The sequence below is a fragment of the Streptomyces sp. NPDC057253 genome (genome assembly GCF_042669125.1).
GTDB lineage: Bacteria > Actinomycetota > Actinomycetes > Streptomycetales > Streptomycetaceae > Streptomyces.
In genome coordinates this window covers 14,865-33,659 of sequence record NZ_JBHUXV010000107.1, presented here as the reverse complement: position 1 = coordinate 33,659, position 18,795 = coordinate 14,865, and the positions used below count along the sequence as shown (strand labels likewise).

At 69.9% G+C, this 18,795-nt stretch carries 24 protein-coding genes and 1 riboswitch; of the genes, 17 read left to right on the top strand and 7 right to left on the bottom strand.

All coding sequences use genetic code 11. The annotated features are described in order from the left end of the window. Window positions 1-508 precede the first annotated feature (508 nt). Window positions 509-1,378, top strand: coding sequence for a GAF and ANTAR domain-containing protein (locus ACFULQ_RS38195; RefSeq protein WP_383553240.1), 870 nt, complete (start codon window positions 509-511; stop codon window positions 1,376-1,378). A 73-nt stretch (window positions 1,379-1,451) separates the two neighbouring features. Here the strand turns inward: ACFULQ_RS38195 and ACFULQ_RS38190 are convergent, their stop codons facing one another. Continuing rightward, a complete protein-coding gene (locus tag ACFULQ_RS38190) occupies window positions 1,452-2,228 on the bottom strand; it encodes a hypothetical protein (RefSeq protein WP_383553237.1) in 777 nt (258 codons plus the stop codon). Window positions 2,229-2,331: 103 nt separating this feature from the next. After that, window positions 2,332-2,865, bottom strand: coding sequence for a TetR/AcrR family transcriptional regulator (locus ACFULQ_RS38185; RefSeq protein WP_383553245.1), 534 nt, complete (start codon window positions 2,863-2,865; stop codon window positions 2,332-2,334). A 114-nt stretch (window positions 2,866-2,979) separates the two neighbouring features. Between ACFULQ_RS38185 and ACFULQ_RS38180 the strand changes: the two genes are divergently transcribed. From ACFULQ_RS38180 to ACFULQ_RS38140, 9 genes are all read left to right on the top strand, one after another. Beyond that, window positions 2,980-3,924 carry a DMT family transporter gene (locus ACFULQ_RS38180; protein WP_383553234.1) on the top strand — a complete coding sequence of 315 codons (945 nt, stop codon included), beginning with the start codon at window positions 2,980-2,982 and terminating at the stop codon, window positions 3,922-3,924. Window positions 3,925-4,326: 402 nt separating this feature from the next. After that, window positions 4,327-4,614, top strand: a complete 288-nt coding sequence (locus ACFULQ_RS38175; protein WP_383553231.1) for a hypothetical protein — start codon at window positions 4,327-4,329, stop codon at window positions 4,612-4,614. A 319-nt stretch (window positions 4,615-4,933) separates the two neighbouring features. Beyond that, window positions 4,934-5,317 (top strand): lactococcin 972 family bacteriocin, encoded by a 384-nt coding sequence (locus tag ACFULQ_RS38170; RefSeq protein WP_383553228.1) that lies wholly within the window; start codon window positions 4,934-4,936, stop codon window positions 5,315-5,317. A gap of 197 nt (window positions 5,318-5,514) precedes the next feature. Continuing rightward, window positions 5,515-6,219 (top strand): DUF6518 family protein, encoded by a 705-nt coding sequence (locus ACFULQ_RS38165; RefSeq protein WP_383553225.1) that lies wholly within the window; start codon window positions 5,515-5,517, stop codon window positions 6,217-6,219. 56 nt (window positions 6,220-6,275) lie between these two features. Next, entirely contained in the window at window positions 6,276-6,593 is a 318-nt protein-coding gene (locus ACFULQ_RS38160; protein WP_383553222.1) for a hypothetical protein, read from the top strand. 115 nt (window positions 6,594-6,708) lie between these two features. Next, window positions 6,709-7,182, top strand: a complete 474-nt coding sequence (locus ACFULQ_RS38155; RefSeq protein ID WP_383553219.1) for a DUF4240 domain-containing protein — start codon at window positions 6,709-6,711, stop codon at window positions 7,180-7,182. 198 nt (window positions 7,183-7,380) lie between these two features. Further along, a complete protein-coding gene (locus ACFULQ_RS38150) occupies window positions 7,381-7,647 on the top strand; it encodes a CopG family transcriptional regulator (protein WP_383553216.1) in 267 nt (88 codons plus the stop codon). Then, the gene (locus tag ACFULQ_RS38145) at window positions 7,644-8,087 is read left to right on the top strand and encodes a PIN domain-containing protein (RefSeq protein ID WP_383553213.1); all 444 of its coding nucleotides are present in this window, start codon (window positions 7,644-7,646) and stop codon (window positions 8,085-8,087) included. The genes ACFULQ_RS38150 and ACFULQ_RS38145 overlap by 4 nt, the downstream gene beginning before the upstream one ends. A gap of 69 nt (window positions 8,088-8,156) precedes the next feature. After that, window positions 8,157-8,684: a hypothetical protein gene (locus ACFULQ_RS38140; protein ID WP_383553210.1), complete on the top strand. Its 528-nt coding sequence runs from the start codon at window positions 8,157-8,159 to the stop codon at window positions 8,682-8,684. Between the two features lie 12 nt (window positions 8,685-8,696). Here ACFULQ_RS38140 and ACFULQ_RS38135 read toward each other — a convergent pair whose 3' ends face one another. Continuing rightward, a complete protein-coding gene (locus ACFULQ_RS38135) occupies window positions 8,697-9,134 on the bottom strand; it encodes an ATP-binding protein (RefSeq protein ID WP_383553207.1) in 438 nt (145 codons plus the stop codon). A 218-nt stretch (window positions 9,135-9,352) separates the two neighbouring features. Here ACFULQ_RS38135 and ACFULQ_RS38130 point away from each other — a divergent pair, with 218 nt between their 5' ends. From ACFULQ_RS38130 to ACFULQ_RS38110, 5 genes are all read left to right on the top strand, one after another. Continuing rightward, window positions 9,353-10,234, top strand: a complete 882-nt coding sequence (locus tag ACFULQ_RS38130) for a helix-turn-helix domain-containing protein (protein WP_383553204.1) — start codon at window positions 9,353-9,355, stop codon at window positions 10,232-10,234. Between the two features lie 3 nt (window positions 10,235-10,237). Beyond that, a complete protein-coding gene (locus ACFULQ_RS38125; RefSeq protein ID WP_383553201.1) occupies window positions 10,238-10,423 on the top strand; it encodes a DUF397 domain-containing protein in 186 nt (61 codons plus the stop codon). A 197-nt stretch (window positions 10,424-10,620) separates the two neighbouring features. Then, window positions 10,621-11,856, top strand: coding sequence for a threonine--tRNA ligase (gene thrS, locus ACFULQ_RS38120; protein ID WP_383553199.1), 1,236 nt, complete (start codon window positions 10,621-10,623; stop codon window positions 11,854-11,856). 56 nt (window positions 11,857-11,912) lie between these two features. After that, window positions 11,913-12,875 carry a nucleoside hydrolase gene (locus ACFULQ_RS38115; protein ID WP_383553196.1) on the top strand — a complete coding sequence of 321 codons (963 nt, stop codon included), beginning with the start codon at window positions 11,913-11,915 and terminating at the stop codon, window positions 12,873-12,875. A 206-nt stretch (window positions 12,876-13,081) separates the two neighbouring features. Continuing rightward, window positions 13,082-14,074 (top strand): ArsR/SmtB family transcription factor, encoded by a 993-nt coding sequence (locus ACFULQ_RS38110; protein WP_383553193.1) that lies wholly within the window; start codon window positions 13,082-13,084, stop codon window positions 14,072-14,074. 102 nt (window positions 14,075-14,176) lie between these two features. Here ACFULQ_RS38110 and ACFULQ_RS38105 read toward each other — a convergent pair whose 3' ends face one another. Next, window positions 14,177-15,307 carry a HoxN/HupN/NixA family nickel/cobalt transporter gene (locus ACFULQ_RS38105; protein WP_383553190.1) on the bottom strand — a complete coding sequence of 377 codons (1,131 nt, stop codon included), beginning with the start codon at window positions 15,305-15,307 and terminating at the stop codon, window positions 14,177-14,179. Between the two features lie 26 nt (window positions 15,308-15,333). Then, window positions 15,334-15,522: riboswitch (cobalamin riboswitch) on the bottom strand. 80 nt (window positions 15,523-15,602) lie between these two features. Between ACFULQ_RS38105 and ACFULQ_RS38100 the strand changes: the two genes are divergently transcribed. Next, on the top strand, window positions 15,603-15,950 hold the full coding sequence (locus tag ACFULQ_RS38100; protein ID WP_123761964.1) for a metalloregulator ArsR/SmtB family transcription factor: 348 nt from the start codon (window positions 15,603-15,605) through the stop codon (window positions 15,948-15,950). A 148-nt stretch (window positions 15,951-16,098) separates the two neighbouring features. Here the strand turns inward: ACFULQ_RS38100 and ACFULQ_RS38095 are convergent, their stop codons facing one another. Genes ACFULQ_RS38095 through ACFULQ_RS38085 form a run of 3 tightly spaced genes read right to left on the bottom strand, consistent with a single transcriptional unit; the run spans window position 16,099 to window position 17,105 of the window. Then, window positions 16,099-16,317, bottom strand: a complete 219-nt coding sequence (locus ACFULQ_RS38095; RefSeq protein WP_383553186.1) for a hypothetical protein — start codon at window positions 16,315-16,317, stop codon at window positions 16,099-16,101. 44 nt (window positions 16,318-16,361) lie between these two features. Further along, complete coding sequence (locus ACFULQ_RS38090) at window positions 16,362-16,601, bottom strand: hypothetical protein (RefSeq protein WP_383553183.1); 240 nt, start codon at window positions 16,599-16,601, stop codon at window positions 16,362-16,364. A gap of 12 nt (window positions 16,602-16,613) precedes the next feature. Continuing rightward, the gene (locus ACFULQ_RS38085; RefSeq protein ID WP_383553180.1) at window positions 16,614-17,105 is read right to left on the bottom strand and encodes an Lrp/AsnC family transcriptional regulator; all 492 of its coding nucleotides are present in this window, start codon (window positions 17,103-17,105) and stop codon (window positions 16,614-16,616) included. A gap of 105 nt (window positions 17,106-17,210) precedes the next feature. Between ACFULQ_RS38085 and ACFULQ_RS38080 the strand changes: the two genes are divergently transcribed. Next, a complete protein-coding gene (locus ACFULQ_RS38080; RefSeq protein WP_383553177.1) occupies window positions 17,211-18,653 on the top strand; it encodes a pyridoxal phosphate-dependent decarboxylase family protein in 1,443 nt (480 codons plus the stop codon). Window positions 18,654-18,795: the final 142 nt, after the last annotated feature.

Sequence of the window (18,795 nt, the reverse complement as noted above, 5' to 3'; positions counted from 1 at the left end):
GTCCGGACGACGGCGGCCGCCCCCGGTGAGGACGCGCGGATGCTCTCGCGCGGTCCTCCGGGGAGGTCCCCGGCCCGCTCGGGACGGCGGGAGGCGCCCCGGTCGGCGTCGCGGGCACGGGGACGGAGGCATCAGGGCTGGGGGTGCTGGGAGAGCGCGGCTCGGAACGGGGTGCTCACGGCGGCGCGGGACTCGGGGCGCGGGCGGGGGGTACGGGCGAGGACACGAGCGCTTCCGGCACAGATCGACGACGACGCTGTGCGGCCGCTCCCTGACCGTCACCTCCGAAGGTAATGAATCGGTGCGCGGTCTGTGAAGGGCCCCGGGCGGGCGGTTGGCCCTCCCGGCCCGTCGCCGAGCGCAGCGGGGGCGAGGCGTTTCGCCCGAGGGGCGAGGGGTAGCCGGGCGGTGCCCCTGGGCGGGCACGCCACATGCGGCGCCCCCCGCCACCGGTGAGCCCGTCCGGGGCGGATGACGCGGACCCTGCTGACGGGAGGAGGCGGTGGCCGTGCGGCCCAGGGACGACCGTGACGATCCCTCCGGCAACGACGCCACCGGGCAGGCCGGAACGGGCGGCGACAGCGACCGGGGGTCCCGGGGCGACGAGGAGCGCGCGCGGGGAGTCGTACGGGATGGTGGGGCTGAGCATGAGTCGGGGGCCGTACGGGATCGTGGGGCCGAGCCGGAGCTGGGTCGGGTTTCCGATGTGATCGCGGACGGGGTGCGGGGGGCCGATCCCGCGGAGGTGCCGGGCAGGTTGTGCGGGGTCGCCGTCGAGCTGCTGCCGGTGACCGCCGCGAGCGTGTCGCTGCGCACCGACGGCATGCCGGTCCAGCTCAGCGCGAGCAGCGAGCAGGCCGCCCATGTCTCGGATCTCCAGGCCACGTTGGGGGACGGTCCCTGCACCACGGCCGCGGAACTGGGCGCCCCCGTGCTCGCCACCGACCTGGAGTCCGGCCGGGACGCCCACCGCTGGCCGGTCTTCGCCCAGCAGGCCTCCGCCGCCGGGGTCCGCGCGGTGTACTCGATACCGCTCGGCAACGACACGGTCTGCGTCGGCACGCTCGACCTCTACCGTGACGTCCCCGGCGAACTCGGCCTGCGCGAGATGCGCATCGCCCACTTCGTGGCCAATGTGATGACGGTGGCCCTGATGGCGCTGCCCCGGGGAGGGGAGGACGGCACTCCCTGGCTCAACGGCCTGGCCACCCCGCACGACGAGGTGTACCAGGCCGTCGGCATGGTCATGGTGCAGCTGGGCGTCGGTTCGGACGAGGCGCTGGCCCGGCTGCGCGCGCACGCCTTCGCGGACGACCGCACCGTCCTGGACGTGGCGCACGACGTGGTCCGCAACCACGAACGGTTCGACCGCGACTGACCTCTCGGACTCACCGGGGCCACGTCTGGACCCGGCCCATACCGGGTCACACCTGCACCCGGCCCATACCGGGTCACACCTGCACCCGGCCCTGCCTCCTGACCTCCGTCAGCCGCTGCGCCCCCACCTCCAGGGCGGTCCACGTGGCGTCCGTCTGCACATCGCCGAAGCCGCCGTTCGACACCATGATCGCGTCCTCGCCCACCCGGGCCGCCGCGGTCTCCAGCGTGAGCGTCACCGGCTCGCCGTCCGGTGACTGCCCGGTCAGCAGCACCCGCAGCCCCTGCCGGGCATCCCCCGTCTCCGGCAGCTCCGCCTCGCTCACCTGCACTCCCAGCACGGCCCCCGTGGTCGTCGTGGCCGCGAACTGCCCGCACTTGCGCGGGAGCCCGCTCAGCCAGGCCAGGGTCTTGTCGGTCTGCGCCGGGGGCCGGGCGAGCACCTGGTAGCGCAGCTGCGCCTCGTTCCAGGTGTCGTCCAGCCCTACGACCGCACGGGGCTGGGCGTCGGCCCCGAACAGGTCGTCCGCGTACAGCGCGTCGAGCAGCCGCTGGCAGTCCGGCAGCTCGGTCCTCGCCTTCAGCACCCCGTCGTGCCAGGTGGCGGTGCCCTGGGTGGGCGTCCAGGGCTCCCCGAGGTCGGCGTCCGTGATGAGCGCGGCCTGCGCCATCGCCGCGGTGAGGGTGGTGGAGGCGGCGGGGGACGCCTTCGAGGACGTCGGAGCCGCGCTGGTGGGCCCGGTGATCGGGGGCTTGGGGGCGGTGGGCGGGGTGGAGAGCGCGGAACAGCCGGTGGCGCCGAGGAGCGCGGCGAGCACGAACACGGCGGCGGGGACACGGGACGGGGTCATGCCTCCAAGTGATCACCGGGTCCGGGGAGGTCACCAGTGGTCCGGGCCGTACGGGTTACCCGGGGCGGCCGCGGTCAGGCCACCGGCCGCGTCTGCGAGGCGATCACTCCCCCTGGACGAGCTCCACGGCCCTGTCGCGGGCCTGCTCGATCGGGTCCGGGAAGACGCGCAGCCCGTGGGCGACCAGGGCGCCCTCGTGCAGGAGCATGAGCGTGCGGGCGTGCTCGGGGGCCAGGTCGGTGAAGAGCCGGAGCATCCACTGCTTCTGGCCGATGATGATCGCGTACGCAGGGTGCGCGGGGTCGCTGATCTCGGCGTGGGCGTTGACCATGCCGCACCCCTTGGGGCTGTGGTCGTCCATCCAGGCCCGGGAGGCGTCGAAAACGGCGCGGACCCGCTCCGCCGGGGCAGGCGCCTCCACCCGCTCCAGCCGCGCCAGGACATACGCCCGCCAGCGTTCGTCCCGGTCCGCGAGGTACTCGACGACGATCTGTTCCTTGGACCCGAACCGGTCGTAGAGCGTCTTCTTCGTCACCCCGGCCTCGGCGGCGATCAGGTCCACGCCGACCGCGTGGATCCCGCGCTCGTAGAACAGCCGGGACGCGGCCGCGAGGGCGCGCCGCGCGCCGAGGGTCATGACGATGCGCCGGACCTGCGATGTTCCGTCTCCCACGCAGGTGAGTATACAGATCTGTATAGTAGGGAAGGCGTGGACGTATACAGATCGGTCTAGTCACAGGTGGTGACTCCCATGAACGTCCTGCTCCCCGCCGCCTTCGTCCTGTGCTGGAGCTCGGGATTCGTGGGCGCCAAGCTCGGCACGGAGGACGCGGGCGCGACGACCCTGTTGATGTGGCGCTTCCTGCCGTTGGCGGCGGTCCTGGTCGGGGCGGCCGCGTACCGGCGGCACGCGTGGGGGTGGCGCTCCCTGACCCCCCGGGACCTCACCCGCCAGACGGTGATCGGCCTGCTCTCCCAGAGCGGCTACCTGCTCACCGTGTACTACGCCATCCAACTGGGCGTCTCCAGCGGTACGACGGCCCTGATCGACGGCACCCAGCCGCTGGTCGCGGGAGCGCTGGCCGGCCCCCTGCTGCGGGAGTACGTCTCCCCGCGACAGTGGCTCGGTCTGTGCCTCGGCCTGGCCGGAGTCGCGCTGGTCACCACGGCGGACGCGGCCGCGACGCACGGCGTGGCGTGGTGGACCTACGCGGTCCCCTTCGCGGGCATGCTCTCCCTGGTGGCGGCCACGTTCCTGGACCGCCGCTCCGGCACCCAGGTGCCCCCGACGCTGTCACTGACGATCCACTGCACCACGAGCGCACTGGTCTTCACGGCACTGGCCCTGGCGACGGGCACCGCGACCCCACCCACGACGGCCTCCTTCTGGCTCGCCACGCTGTGGCTGGTCACCCTCTCCACGTTCGGCGGGTACGGCCTGTACTGGCTGGTCCTCCAACGCTCAGGAGTCACGGAGGTCAACACGCTGATGTTCCTCATGGCTCCGGTGACGGCGATCTGGGGCGCGCTGATGTTCGACGAGCCCTTCACGACGCAGACGGCCCTGGGCCTGGGGGTCGCGTTGGTGGCGGTGGGGGTGGTGCGTGGAGCGGCGAATGGCCACAAAGGCGAGACAGGCGCCCCTCCCCACCGCTCGAAGCTCAACCGCCGTAGCGACTACGCAGATTCGCGGTGATGTCTCTCGGAGCGGACGCTGCACCTGGGGATCGCAGGCCGTCAAGTTGGTCTCGCTCTCGACGACTGCCGCAAGACGAAAGACCATGTCAAGCACAACCAAAGCCCCGTCTCCGCTGTGCCGGTAGGGCATGGGGAAGGAGACGGGAACCGATCTGCTGCGCCGGCACAGTTCGTGTGACGGTCGCCCATGGGCGGCGCTAGCGTGCGCCAGTGATCAGCAATGAGGGAGTTCGCCTGGGCGCGGAAGCTGCACGACGCCTGAGACAGACGGTCCTGTACGAGTTCGAGCCGGGGCTGACAGAGGCCGAACTGGTCCAGGCCGTGGCCGGAGTGGAGGGGCGGCGATCTGGACAGCTTGCGGTGACAACTCGACTGGCCGGTCGAGGGTGTTCTGCTCAGCGTGGAGCACGACCGGTTCTGGTACGAGGGCCGGGGTGAGCGACCGGCCGACGGAACGGCGGCACTGGCGGTGGCGCGGCATCATCTGGCACAGGTGCCGGTGTTGGTGCCTGTGTACGCCCACCGGTACCTGCCTGCCGGCCGGGGAAGCTTCGGACATCCGGTGCTCTCGATGTGGCAGACCGACATCATCCTTTGCGTCCTGGAGCTGGCCGACTACGTGCACCGGGAGTTCGACGAGACCTGGACCCCGCGAGCGGCGGCGCGGTTCTGGTGGGACTCCCTCTGATGTCAGCAAGCTGACGGGGACTTATGAACGTTTGAGGCAAGCGATCACATCCGGTCGAAGATCGAGCCTCGCAGACAGTAGATCCGCTCGATCCGCGACATCCCCAGCCGGGTGCACCTCCGGCTTTCCGCCGCAAAAGACACAGCATGGGGATGGTAAAACGCACAAAAGGGACACGGTGTGAGTGCTGATTTTCAGCCCTCTTCCCTCGAATTCCAATCGCATCGTGGGGCCGCTTCGCCGAGGATCTGTCTCCGTGAGCCCACAGGGGAACATCAACGGAGGGGATGTTGCGTTCATGAGGTTTTTCCGTAGATCCGTGACAGTGGTCGCTGCGAGCGCGGCAGTTTTTGTCGGTGCTCTCGCTTCGCCGGCCAGCAGCGCGACGCCGCAGCCGCCCAAGGAGCTGAGTAATGTCAAGGAGTGGGGCATGGTCGAGATCAAGGTCGACCCCAACTCTCGGGTCGCTCCGGCAACCACCAAGGACGTGGGTGGCGGCACTTGGACCTACGGTACCGAGTTGGTGGCCGACGGCAAGCGGTGCTACTCGTACTACTTCCATGGTTCGAAATTGCACAATGCTACCGCGAAGATAGCCAATAGCAGCCTCAAGGTTGGCGAGGTGGCCGGCAAGACGGCTAAAGCGAGCAAGACTGCAGGTGCAGCCTTCACGTGCTATGCATACTGGGGTGTGACTGACTAGGAAACGGTGACGTCCCAGGGGCCGCAATGTCGCACTTGGTCTGAAATTTCGCGCTTCGGTCGTGAATTTTCCTCAGGGGCAAGAAACACATTGCGGCCCTTGTGGCCCGTTTTGACTGATCTGCTCAGATTGGAACGGGGAGGACCACGAGGCGGCCACTCCGATATTCTTGCCGGAATCGCCTGCGGCAGTCTCAAGTGTCTGTTGATGGAAAGGACTCACTCGTTCTCGTGTCCCCTTCACGTCCTGCCGTCCTGCCAGTTGCAATGGCTCTTACAGCTGCCGTGGTACTCGGCGTTGCCGCTCCCGTTCTCGGGACGATCGAAGCCCCTGTAATCCACTCGGTACACCTTGTCCTGTCAGCAGGTTGGTCTTGGGCCGCTCTCGCCTTCTGTGTGGGTGTCGGATTTAGGTCCAGAGTCAGGTCCGCCGTTGTAGCCGGGTTCGCTCTCACTGTTGCCGTGGTTGCTTACTACGTGACCAAACTCGCGCAGGGGGACTACCGGGAATGGGTGAACCTCGACGACCCCTCGCAGGGCACGCACATCTACTGGGCTGGATTCCTGTCGAAGACCCTCTTCTGGGGTGCAGCAGCAGTTGTTCTTGGCCTTCTCCTCGGTTTGGCAGGAAACCTGGGGCGGAACAACGGCCTTCGCGGGCTCGCTGCACGAACGCTGATTCCGCTGATAGCCATCGCGGAGACCTCTATGCGTCTCAGGGTCGAGGCCTCTTCGCAAGGGATGAATGCCAGCACGACGTGGAACGTGACCCGCCTCGTCGCGATAGCTGTCGTCGCCTTCTTGGCAGTGCAAGAAGTACGGGCAAGGTCGGCTCGCGCCATCAGGCCGCCCCAACTTTCGGCACACTCGGCTGCCAGCAGGTCGACGAGGAAGCCCTTGTAGCCGGACGGCTGCCGCCTCGCCTCAGCGGCCATGTCCTAGACGCTCAAGGGCTCCCGGTGCGCGATGCAGTGCGCGCCGTGGACATACCCGGGTGGTTCGTCTGGCTCGCTCTCGGTCTGGCCGTCTTGCAGGTCCTCGGCCTCGTTCCGGTAATTCGCCGACTGCGCGGATCTGACTCAGCGGTGCGTTTCGAGGCACGCCTTGACCTGCTGGAAGTCGTCGCCTCCCTACTGCTCTTCAGCGGCCTGCTGCTGAGTTTCGCGGTGGCGAAATCCTGGTCCTGGCTCACGTTCGCCGGCTTCGTCCTCATGGCAGCCGTATACGCCCTGAAGTGGGTCCATAGGCTCGGCGTTCGCCGCCGTCCCACAGCCTGATCCGAACGGCAGGTGCGAACGCCTGCTTGGTTGTCATCGGTCGTTGTCGGCGGGTGTTCAGCGGCTTCGGACGACCGCGGGAAGGCCCGAGATCGCTGGGTCGTAGGCTCTGGCCATGATGATGACCTGGGACGAATTCTGGGCGCTGATAGGCACCTTGAAAGGCGAGGCCGACGACTTCGGGTGCAACCAGCTTGCTGTAGAGCTGGGCGCTCGCCCGGTTGCCGAAATCCGCGGCTTCGCCGAGCGGCTGTCAGAGGCCTTGTACCGTCTGGACCAGGAGAAGTTCGGCGCTCTGCCGGTCGCTGACCTGACGTCGCGGGACGGCAAGCCGTTCCCTCAGTCGGGAGACAGCTTCCTGTACGCGCGCTGCGCTGTGGTGGCTGCCGGCCAATCCGTCTGGGAGTCCGTGTTCGTCGACGTAGCCCGATTCGCTCCGTACACCGCGTCCACGTGTGATGGAGAGTCGCTCCTCTACGTTCCGGATCAGGCCTACAAGCTGGCAACCGGCGAGGAGTGGGACAGGTCCACTCGCTACTGCTTCGAGACGTTCTCGAATCGGGAGGGATGGCCACATCTGCAAGCCTGAGGCCGAGGTGTCACGGGTCTCCGGACCATGAGCGATCCGGGCCCTGTGGCCGGCGCCAGGCTGGACGCTGCCATGGGGCACATAGAGCTGTACGGCATCAGGAAGAGGTGTGTGAGGTCGGCTCGGCCCGTCCTCGGCCGCACGGCCTGGAGAGGTGCGTCGCATACATCAGTCTGGTACATGGACTACTCTTGGTACATGTCCATGAAGCGCACCAACGTCTACGCGGACCCTGAGGACCTGGCCATCATCAAGGAGGCCGCCAAGCGTCGAGGTATCAGCGAGGCCGAGATCATCCGTCAGGGCATCCATCTCGCGGCCATGGCGAACCGTGTCTGGGACGAGCCGCTGTTCTCGCGCACGTTCGAGGGGCCGGGGCGCACGCTGTCCGCGTCGGAGGTCCGCGACACGGTCGCCGAGGCCGTCCGGCGTGAGAGCGACTCGGGCTCCGGATCTGCCGCGTGATCATTGTCATCGCCGATACGTCCGGCCTTCTGGCCGCCCTGGACTCGGCTCACCCGGAACATCGCGCGGCGAACGAGGCCATCATGGCGGCGGGCCTGCTGGTCATGTCCCCGCTTCTCCTGGCCGAACTGGATCACGTGGCGACGCGTGAGCTCGGCAGGGAGGCTGCCCTCAGCGCGGTCGACGACCTGCGCCGCTGGATGGGCCGGGGGCGTGTCGTTCTGCCGGAGATCACGGAAGCCCACCTGGGCGCCGCCCAGTCCGTCCGTGTCCGTTACCGTGCGCTCGACCTCGACCTCGCCGACGCGGTGAACGTGGCGCTGGCCGCCGACTACGACACGGACGCGATTCTCACGCTGGACCGACGAGACTTCCGGGCCGTACGCCCGTTGGGTCACCATAAGGCGTTCCGGGTGCTACCCGACGATCTCCCGCTCTGACACTCGCGGCTGGCTGGTCGTGCGGGGCAGGATTTGGGGGTGACTTCTTTGGCTCGGTCTGCTGAGACTGTGGCTACCGATGCCGGGATGCTCGTTCTGTGGGACCCGGAGAGCTTCGCGGGCATCGTGGACTACGACTCGTGGGACCTTCAGCTCGGTGAGGACGAGGACGTTGAGGGGCACATTCGTGCGGGCTCTCTCGTGCCCATCAACATTCGGAGTGATGGCGCCTTCTCGGTCCTGGTGCGGATCGGTGGTCCGGGGCGGGATGTTCGGCTGACCGAGCGGGAGAGCAGGTATCGGCTCGTCAGCTCTGAGGCTTACCTTTTTCGCTCGTCGGGGCGGGTATGGCTCAGCGGTATCGAGGCGGTGGGGGCCGAAGCGTGGCCGGGGACCGTTCAGTTCGATCTGCCTGTGGGGCGGTACTCGGTGGTGATCCACTTGATCGCCTGGCAGGACGAGGACGGCAGCGTCGACGAGGACGGGACTCCCTCTGCCGCTGCGCTGCCTGACTTCGTTGTCCTCGTGAGTCCCGTCGGGCCGGGGCAGGACCTGTTTCGTGTGGACGTGGAGACCTTCCCTCGCCCTGACAGCTGAGAAGCGGCTCGTCTACGCATCGCGGCTCGTCGGGATGTTCAGTTCCGCCCATACCCTCTTGCCGACCGTCAGTCTCTCCACCGTCCAGCGGGCGGCCAGTATGCGGACGATGTGGAGGCCTCGGCCGGACTGGTCGTTGGGGTGAGAGGGGCTCGGGGTGGGGAGGCGTTCGGCTCGGGGGTCCGTTACCGCGATGCGGAGGGTCGTGGGGGTGAGGGTTGTTTCGACGCGGAACAGGCGGTCGCGCAGGGAGCCGTGCAGCAGGGCGTTCGTGCACAACTCGCTGGCCAGGAGTGCCGCGTCGCCGGCCAGGGCCGGGTGGCCCCAGGCGATGGTGAGTCCGGCCACGTGTCTGCGGGCCAGGGGGATGTTGCGGGGGTGCGGGGTGTAACTGACCTCGTCGTAGCGGTCGTAGGGCTTGGGCGGGCCGGGAGGGCAGGAGTCGGTCACGGCGGTCCTCCAGGGGGGCAGGGAGTTGGGGTGGCTTCGCCGTGCGGGCAGCACGGTGCTCTTCCGCCAACTGGTGTCGCTCGGTGAGCGGTTGAGTACTTACGGTAGTGATGTTCCGCAGGTGCCTGCAAGCTGTCTCGGGGAAATATGTCTCCGATTCAGGTTGCGGTGCGGCTTGAGCGGGTCGCAGACTTGCCGCGATCAGGAGGTGATCCGAGGTGTCCTCAGGCCAGTTCACGCGCGGAACCCGCGTATCCACCGTCCTCGCACGCAAGTTGGGTGGTGAACTGCTGCGGCTGCGGGACTCGGCCGGCCTGACCCAGCCGCAGGCCGCCGAGGCGCTGTCGGCGACGGCCGCCAAGGTGGCCAAGATGGAGCGCGGGTGGGTGCCGTTCCGCGATCCCGACATCAGGACTCTGTGCGAGCTGTACGGCGTCACCGAACCCAAGGCCCTGGAACGGTTGTTGAGCCTCGCGCGGACGGACCGCGAGCGACGCAAGGCCAAGGGATGGTGGAACCAGTACCCCGAGCTGCGATCCCTCGTGGAGTACGTGGCTCTGGAGGACATTGCGACCGGTGTGAGGACCTGGCAAGGGGCCTTCGTCCCGGGCCTCCTGCAAACGCCGGACTACGCCAGGGCGTTGGCGATCGGCAACGCCGACTGGGACGAGCCTGGTGAGATCGAGCGATTCGTGGAGGCCAAGGTCGCACGGCAGGGGCGGCTGACGGACAGCACCCCGCTCGACCTGTGGGCCGTTGTCGGAGAGGGCGCGTTGCGTCAACTCGTCGGCGGCCGTGAGGTCATGCGTGCTCAGCTGGCTCACCTCGTCGAGGTGTCCCGGCTCCCCAACGTAAAGCTTCAGGTGGTCCCCTTCCTCGCGGGCTCCCACCCCGGCATGACCAGCGCCTTCAGCGTCGTCTCCTTCGCCGAACCCGGCGCGATGGACGTGGTCTACATGGACACGACCTCGTCTACGCTGTGGCTGGAGAGCGAGGCGGACGCCGCCCGTCACAACACCAAGTTCGAGCGGATCGCAAGGAACGGGCTCGCTCTTCACGATTCCGTCGAGCTGATCGAACGCATCCGCAAGGAGTTGTGAGCCGTGCCGTACTTCGAGTTCGCCAAGTCCAGTCACAGCAGCGGAAACGGCGAGTGCGTCGAAGTCGCTCGTAATCGACCTCGCATCGTCGCCGTCCGCGACTCCAAGTCCCCCGGCGGACCCATACTCCAGGTCGTCCCCGGCGCCTGGGCCACCTTCATACGGTCCCTGCACCAACCCCGCCTCTGAAAACCCTTCGCCCCGTCCCCGCTCCACCCCCTACCCTCACCCCATGCAGCGCGCCCACGCACTCCCGTCCATCACGACGACGCCGGAACCACCCCCGGCGCGCTGACACCTGACGCAGTCCGAAGCCCCGGGGCGAGTGCCCCGGGGTTCTGTGTTGCCGCCGGTCACCTCGCCCCTCGTGAGTGAGGGAGATTTCCATGTACGACCACCGTCGACTCGGGCGTGAGCTGGACCTGTTCGACACCGACCCGCTGATGGGCGCCGGGCTGCCGTACTGGTTGCCCGACGGGGCCGTCGTGCGGCATGTGCTGGAGGAGTACGTGCGGGAGGTGGAGCGCGGGGCCGGGTACCGGCACGTGTACTCGCCCGTGCTCGGCAAGCGGGAGCTGTACGAGATCTCCGGGCACTGGGATCACTACAGCGACGACATGTTCCCGCCCATGCGGATGGGAGGCGGCGAGGGGGAGGAGGTCGTGCTGCGGCCCAGTCTCTGTCCGCATCATGCCCTCATCTACCGGGCCCGGTCGCACAGTTATCGTGAACTGCCCCTGCGCATTGCCGAGTTGGGGGGCATGTATCGATCCGAGCCCTCCGGCGTTCTCGGTGGGCTCACCCGTGTCCGGTCCATCCAGCTCAACGACGCCCACATCTTCTGCATCCCGGACCAGGCCGTGGCCGAAGCCCGCGCCGCCCTCGGGCTCATCCGGCGTGCCTACGACGACCTCGGCATCCGGGCCTCCCGGTACCGGCTCTCCCTGCCGGGCGGGGACCACGAGAGCAAAGGCAAGTACGTTTCCGACCCGGAGCTCTGGCGTCGAGCCACCCGCCTGCTCGAAGACGTCCTGGAGGGCGTCGACTACGAGTCAGTCGAGGGGGAGGCCGCCTTCTACGGCCCGAAGATCGACGTCCAGATCACCGACCCGGCCGGTCGCGAGTCCACCCTCTCCACCGTCCAGATCGACTTCCACCAGCCCGAGCGGTTCGACCTCCACTACATCGGGGCCGACGGCGGCCGACACCGACCCGTCATGGTCCACCGCAGCGTCGTCGGCAGTGTGGAGCGGGCCGTCGCTCATCTCGTCGAGGTGCACGGGGGTGCCTTTCCCGTGTGGCTCGCTCCCGTGCAGCTCGTCGTCCTGCCGGTGGGCGGGGGGCAGGAGCAGCGGGCAGTGGAACTCGTACGGCGGGCCCAGGCGCGCGGTGTCCGGGCCGAGCTGTCCGGGCCCGGTGACGGCACCCTCGGTGCCCGGGTGCGCGCCGCGCGGCTCGTGCCGTACCAGGCGGTGATCGGGGAGCGGGAGGCCGGCGCCGGCTGTGCGGCCGTACGGCTGCGGGACGGGCGTAGGCCGGGAGCCGTGCCCGTCGATGAGCTGCTGGGGCGGATCGGCGATCGGGTCGCTGATCGCGGGGCCGAACTCTGGGCGGCTGCGTAAGGTCGGTCCCGTACGTCGGTGACCTACGCGTACGCCAGTGAGGAAAGGACCCCGCCGTGACCGGTCAGCCCATCCCGGTGATCATCGACTGCGACACCGGTGTCGACGACGCCCTGGCCCTGCTGTTCGCCGTACGGCATCCCGGGATCGACCTGCGCGCGGTCACCTGTGTCGCCGGGAACACCGACGTCGACGGCGTGGTCCGCAACACCCTGACCGTGCTGGAGCAGGCCGGGGCCGGGGACGTCCCGGTCGCCCGGGGTGCCGAGCGGCCGCTGATCGAGCCCGTGCGCACCGCGCGGCATGTGCACGGGCTCGACGGGATGGGCGACCTGGGGCTGCCCGCGCCGACCCGGGTCGCGGTGGACGTGGACGCGGTGACCCTGCTCAGGCGGGAGATCCTCGCCTCGCCCCGGCCGGTCACCCTGATCCCCACCGCGCCGCTCACCAACATCGCGCTGCTGCTTCGTACGCACCCCGACGTGGTGCGCAACATCGAGCGGATCGTGTTCATGGGCGGTGCGGTGGCGACCGGGAACGCCACGCCGGTCGCGGAGTTCAACGTCTGGCACGACCCCGAGGCGGCCGCCGTCCTGCTCACCGCGGGTGTGCCGATCACGATGTACGGCCTGGACGTCTTCGAGCGGGTCGTCGTCCCGGCCGCCGACGTCCAGCGGCTGCGGGCGAGCGCGGAGCCCAGTCTGCGCATGGCCGGTGAACTGCTCGCCCACCGGGATCCGGCCGCGTCCGGAGACCCCACCCCCACCGGCGGGCTCGGCGACGCGGGCGCGGTCTGCGCGGTCGTCGATCCGGACGGGCTGACGACCGAACTCCTGCCGGTCGAGGTGAGCCTGGCCCCTGGCCCGACCCGCGGCCAGACCGTCGTCGACCGCCGGCGGCGGCCCGGCGAGTCCGAGATCCACGGGGGCGAGCGCGAAGTGACCCTCGTGGACGTGGGGTTGGACGTGGACGTGGAGCGGTACGTGAAGCTGTGGCTGACGGCGGTGGAGGGGGTCTAGGCACCGACCTCGCCGAGAGGTGGCACCGGCCTCGCCGAGGAGGGGGTCTAGGCACCGGCTTCGTCGAGAGGTGGCATCGATCTCGCCGAGAGGCGGAGGACGGGCGGGCTGACCGAATGCCCCCTTGTCCCCGCCCCCGGCACTCCGTCATCGTCGAAGCGCACCGCCCCCCACCCGATGACCGACCACCATCGGAGAACCCCCCCATGCTGCGGGTGCACTTCACCGCCGACGACCTCGCACGTGTGCGCGTGGCCGCCGCCCCCGACCCGCTCTGGGAGATCACCAACAGCTTCCAGGCGCTCGCCGGGCAGGACGCGCCGCTGCTCTTCGGCGACTGGCGGCGGCTGGTCCGCGCACGGCTGCGCCCGGCGCCCGCGCTGCTCGCCGCGCTGCTGCCGGCGCGCGGCTACACACCGGACTTCCTCACCCCCCACCTCGACGGCCGCCACGACCTGGAGGACGCCGTCGACACCGTGCTGCGCACGCCCCGCACCGCGCTGCGCAGGGACCTGACCGCGTTCGCCGCCTCCCCGCGCCGCACCCGCCCGCTGCCGTCCGAGGCCCGCGCCCTGGCCGACGGCGAACCCCCGGCGCTGCGCCGCCTGGGCGCCGCCCTGCACGGCTACCACCGGCACGCGCTCGCCCCGTTCTGGCCGCACATCCGGGCCCAGGTGGACGCCGACCGGGCCGTCCGGGCCCGCGAGGTGCTGGACGGCGGCACGGACGGGCTGCTGGCGAGCTTCGGTCCCGTGCTGCGCTGGCGGCCGCCGGTGCTGGAGGCCGACTATCCCGTCAAGCGCGAACTCCGTCTCGGTGGAAGGGGGTTGCTGCTCCAGCCTTCCCTGTTCTGCCTGCGCAGACCGGTCACGGTGGCCGCCCCCGAGCTGCCGCCGGTCCTCGTCTACCCCATCCAGCCCGCCCTCGGCTGGGTCCGGCCACCCGGCCGCCCCGTGTCCGGCGCCGGCCTCGCCGCGCTCATCGGCCGGACCCGCGCGGCGATCCTCGAGGACGCCGAGACCGGCCGTACGACCGGTGAGCTCGCCCGGCGGCTCGGGATCTCCGGGGCGGCCGCGAGCCAGCACACGGCGGTGCTGCGCCGGGCCGGGCTGCTGCTGAGCGTGCGCCGCGGCAGACATGTCGTGCACACCGTCACCCCGGCGGGGCGGGCGCTGCTCGAAGGGACGGGCTCCGCTTGAAACGTTTGAAAGGGTTGGGTTCCGTTCAAGCCGAGAACTGGGTCGGCGCCGGCTCCTACCGCGACAGCAGCAACTCCTGCAACGGGCGCCCGATCTGGTCCCTCAGGAACTGCTGATGCCCCACCGCTGCTCCACCTTGGCCAGCCGCCAGTAGGCGATCGCCGCCGCCCACACCACCACGAACAGGCCGACGATGACGTAACCGACGTTGTCGAGGTCGATCTCGGCGATCCAGGTGGTGAGGGCGTCGGTGAGGGCGAACTTGTCGTGCAGGACGCCGACGAGCTCGATCGTGCCGATGAAGAAGGCGACCGCGATGGACAGTCCGGTGATGGCGAGGTTGTAGAACACCTTGCGCACCGGGTTGGAGAAGGCCCACTGGTAGGCGAAGTTCATGAAGGTGCCGTCGAGGGTGTCGAACAGGCTCATGCCGGCGGCGAAGAGGAGGGGCAGGCACAGGATCGCGTACCAGGGCAGTCCGGCGGCCGCGCCCGACCCGGCCATCACCATCAGCGTGACCTCGGTGGCCGTGTCGAAGCCGAGCCCGAACAGGAAGCCCAGCGGGAACATCTGCCCGGGGCGGGTGACGGACTTGGTGAGGCGTCCGAGGATCCGGTTCATGAAGCCCCGGGAATCCAGGTGCTGCTCCAGCTCCTTCTCGTCGTAGGACCCCGCCCGCATCGCCCGGAAGACCTTCAGGATGCCGATCAGGGCGACCAGGTTGAGGGCGGCGATGAGGTAGAGGAAGGTGCCGGAGATGGTCGTACCGAGGAATCCGAGCACCTGGTGGGTGCTGGAGCCCTCGTTCATGACCTTGCCGGCGAGCTGGGTGCCGCCGGCGATGAGCGCGGCGAGCAGGACGACGACGCTGGAGTGTCCGAGGGCGAACCAGAACCCCACCGACACCGGCCGCTTGCCGTCGGCCATCAGCTTGCGGGTGGTGTTGTCGATCGCGGCGATGTGGTCGGCGTCGAAGGCGTGCCGCATGCCGAGGGTGTAGGCGGTGATGCCGAGTCCGACGCCGAAGGCCTTGGTGCCGACCTCGTAGTGGGCGGGGACGACGAGCAGGAAGAGGATGCCGAAGGCGACGACGTGCAGGGCGGCGATCGTCGCCAGCAGTCCGACGGTCTTGACGGTGTCCTCACGCCGCCAGCGGAAACCAGTTGGGGCGCCGACATCGGCACCGGCCCCCGTGGCAGGGTTCGTGGCCCTGGACAGGGCAGGCTCGGTCATACGGTCAGCTCCAACACCTCGTGGATCAGTTCCTGACGTGCCGTGGCCGGTCTCCTGGCTTACGGGTCCTGCGTGTCAGCGCCTGCCTTCCCAGTCGTACGACCAGTGGCTTCGACGGCACGGACACTTCCCGATCACAGTGGCGAGGGCCGCGCCGGTCTGGACCTTGAGGGGTCGTCACCGGCTTCCCGAGCACCACGGCCCGCTCACCGTAGGGGGTGCCGGCCTCCCCTGCATAGCTGCGCACCTGCGCAGGTATGGAAGATCACATACGGTCGCCTGCGAGGATGAGCCCATGCACCTCGTCCCGGCCGACCGAGCCGATCGCCGCACCATCGACGGACACCGGGTGTGCGACGCCATAGCCGCGATCGGCGACCCGGGGGACGTGCGCACCTGGTCCGACCGCTTCGCCCTCCTCGCCGACCCCAACCGCCTCTCCCTCCTCCTCGCCCTGCACCGCACCGGCCCGCTCGCGGTCTCCGACCTCGCGATCGCGACGGGCATGAACGACCCGGCCGTGTCCCAGGCGCTACGGCTGCTGCGCGCGGCCGGGGTCGTGGCGGGAGAGAAGGAGGGGCGTGTGGTGCGGTACCGGGTGGTGGACGAGGCGGTACGGGGGCTGCTGAAGCAGGTGTCCTAGCCCTGTCCTGGTCCTGGTAGGGCTGAAGAGCCCCGCTCACGGGGTGATGGCGGTGGCGATTGCGGCGGTGCGTGCCGACGCGGCGTCCGGGTGGGCGAGCGGACCGGCCCACGTGGACCGCGCCCCGGCAGCCGGGGCGGCTTTCGCCTCACTCCTCCGGCCCCCACCGGTCCGGTCCCACCCCGCGCCAGTCGATCCAGGTCGACTCCGCCACCTCCGCCGCGTCGATCTCCAGGCCCGCTCGGCGGAGGAACTCGGCCACGTCGGTCAGGTTGTGGGCGAGGCCCAGGATCTCGCCGTCCACGCGTACGCGGCGGCCGCCCGTGGGGGAGGGCGGGTGGACGATCACTCGGATCGGGCCGGACATGTCTTCAGGATCGTCCGCGGTGTACGGTCCCGCACTTCGGTCCGTCATCGGTCGAGCCGGCCGGTCTGGTCCTCGGAGCCGGCCGACCGGCCGAGGTCACGGAGTGCCCACCACTCGGCCGGGCGGGGCCGCCGCCGCTCCCAGTGGGGATGGAAGTACGTCTCGGTCGACAGCCGGTGCAGGCGTCGGCGCAGCTCGGTGCGGTCGGGGTGGTCGGCGAGCCGCCGGTACGTGGCGCTCCACTCCCGCTGTGCCCGGGCGAGGTCGTCGGGGAACGATCGCATGCCCGAATTCAATCATGTGTTCGATTTTTTGGGCCAGGAGGTGAGGGGCAGCGGGCCGCGGTCGACGACGGTGCGGATGCAGAAGGTGCTGCGGGCGTCGCGGACGGGACCGATGGCCAGGATCTGGTCGGTGAGCACCTTTTCGAAGGTGCGCAGGTCGGGCACGGCGAGTTCGACGAAGAAGTCGGCGTCGCCGGAGACCACATGGCAGGCGACCACGTGGTCGATCGACTTCAGCGCCTCCTCGACCACCTGGGCCGTGGTGCGCGAGTGCTCGACCTTGAGGGACAGGAACACCGTCAGTCCGAGACCCAGGCGCTCACGGTCCAGGTCGGCCCGGTAGCCGGCCAGCACCCCGTCCTCCTCCAGCGCCTTGGTGCGGCGCAGACAGGACGAGGGGGACAGGCGTACGGCCTCGGCGAGGTCGACGTTGGGGGTGCGGCCGTGACGCTGGAGGTGGTCCAGGATCGCCCGGTCGATACGGTCGTACAGGGGGCGTGGCATGAAATGCAGCATATCGGTGCCATCGAAGAACGATCGTGCGCCAAAGGGCCGTACGGGCACTCGCTGCGCCATCGGATGCCGGGGTCGGCGGCGCATCGTAGCCCCATGCACCCCTTTCCCCTGGAACCCGACCGCGCCGACATGGCCGAGATGGGCCGTCTCGTCCTGGACCGTGTTGTCGACCGCACCGAGAACCTCGCCGCCCGCCCCGCGACCAGCCCCCTGCCGCCGCGGGCCGAGGCCGAGCTCGTGGAGTCCCTCCTGGCGCCGCCGCCCGCCCGGGGCGGCAGTCTGAAGGCGCTGCTCGCGCGCCTGGACGAGGCCGCCGACTGCGCTCTGGAGACGGCCGGGCCCGGCCACCTGGCGTACATCCCGGGCAGCGGGCTGTACACGGCCGCGCTCGCCGAGTTCTACACCCGTGCCGTCAACCGCTACGGCGGCCTGGCCTCGGTCGCCCCGGCGCTCGCGGCGCTGGAGGAGAGCGTGATCCGCTGGATGGCCAGGGACGTGTGCGGGCTGCCGGAGGGCAGTGGTGGGCTGCTGACCAGCGGTGGCTCGATGGCCACGTTCTCCGCGACCGTCGCCGCCCGGCACCACGGGCTCGGCGAGGACCTCGCCGGCGGCACCGTCTACACCACCGCCTTCGCCCACCACTCAGTCGCCAAGGCCGCCCGTCTCGCCGGGATCCGCGCCGCGCACATACGGACCGTGCCGCACACCCCGGACCTGCGGATGGACCCGCGCGCGGCCGCCTCGATGATCCGCGCCGACCGGGACGCCGGGCTGCGGCCGTTCCTGCTGGTGGCCACCGCGGGCACCACCGACACCGGCACCGTCGACCCGCTGCCCCGGTTGGCGGACCTGGCCCGCCGCGAGGACCTGTGGTTCCACGTCGACGCGGCCTACGGCGGCTTCTTCCGGCTCACCGCACGCGGCCGGGAACGCCTCGCCGGTGTCGAGCGGGCCGACTCCGTCACCCTGGACCCGCACAAGACCCTGTTCATGCCGTTCGGCACCGGCGCCCTGGTGGTCCGCGACCTCGCCGCGCTGCACGCCGCACACGACGGCACCGGCAGCTACCTCCAGGACATGCGGGCGGCGGGCAGCGTGCCGGACTCCGGTCGTCTCGGGCCCGAGCTGACCCATGAGATCCGCGGTCTGCGGGCCTGGCTCCCCTTGCACCTGCACGGCGTGGACGCCTTCCGCGAGGCCCTGGACGAGAAGCTCGACCTGGCCGCACACGTCCACGAGACCCTGTCCGGCGTCGCCTGCCTGGAGGTTCCGCAGCGTCCCGACCTGTCCACCGTGATCTTCCGGCTCCGCCCCGCCGACGGCAGCCGGGCCGCCGCCGAGCGGGCGGACGAGGCGAGCCGGCGCCTGCTGGAGCGGATCAACGGCCACCGGCGGATCGTGCTCTCCAGCACGGTCGTCGACGGCCGCTACACCCTGCGCGTCTGCGTGGTCTCCCACCGCACCCACCTCGACCGCGTCACCGAGGCGCTGAGCATCATCACCGCCGAGGCCGAGCGGGCGGGCACCGCCGCGTAGGGGTGGTGAGCCGCGCGCTGGACGGGCACATCCAGGAACTGGTCTACCGGCCCCCTGCACTGAGCCGATCCCACGGCCGCGGCAGGCAGCCGAAAGGGCCGCCCGCACCCCGGAAGGTGGGACGGCCCCGTCGGATGAGGAG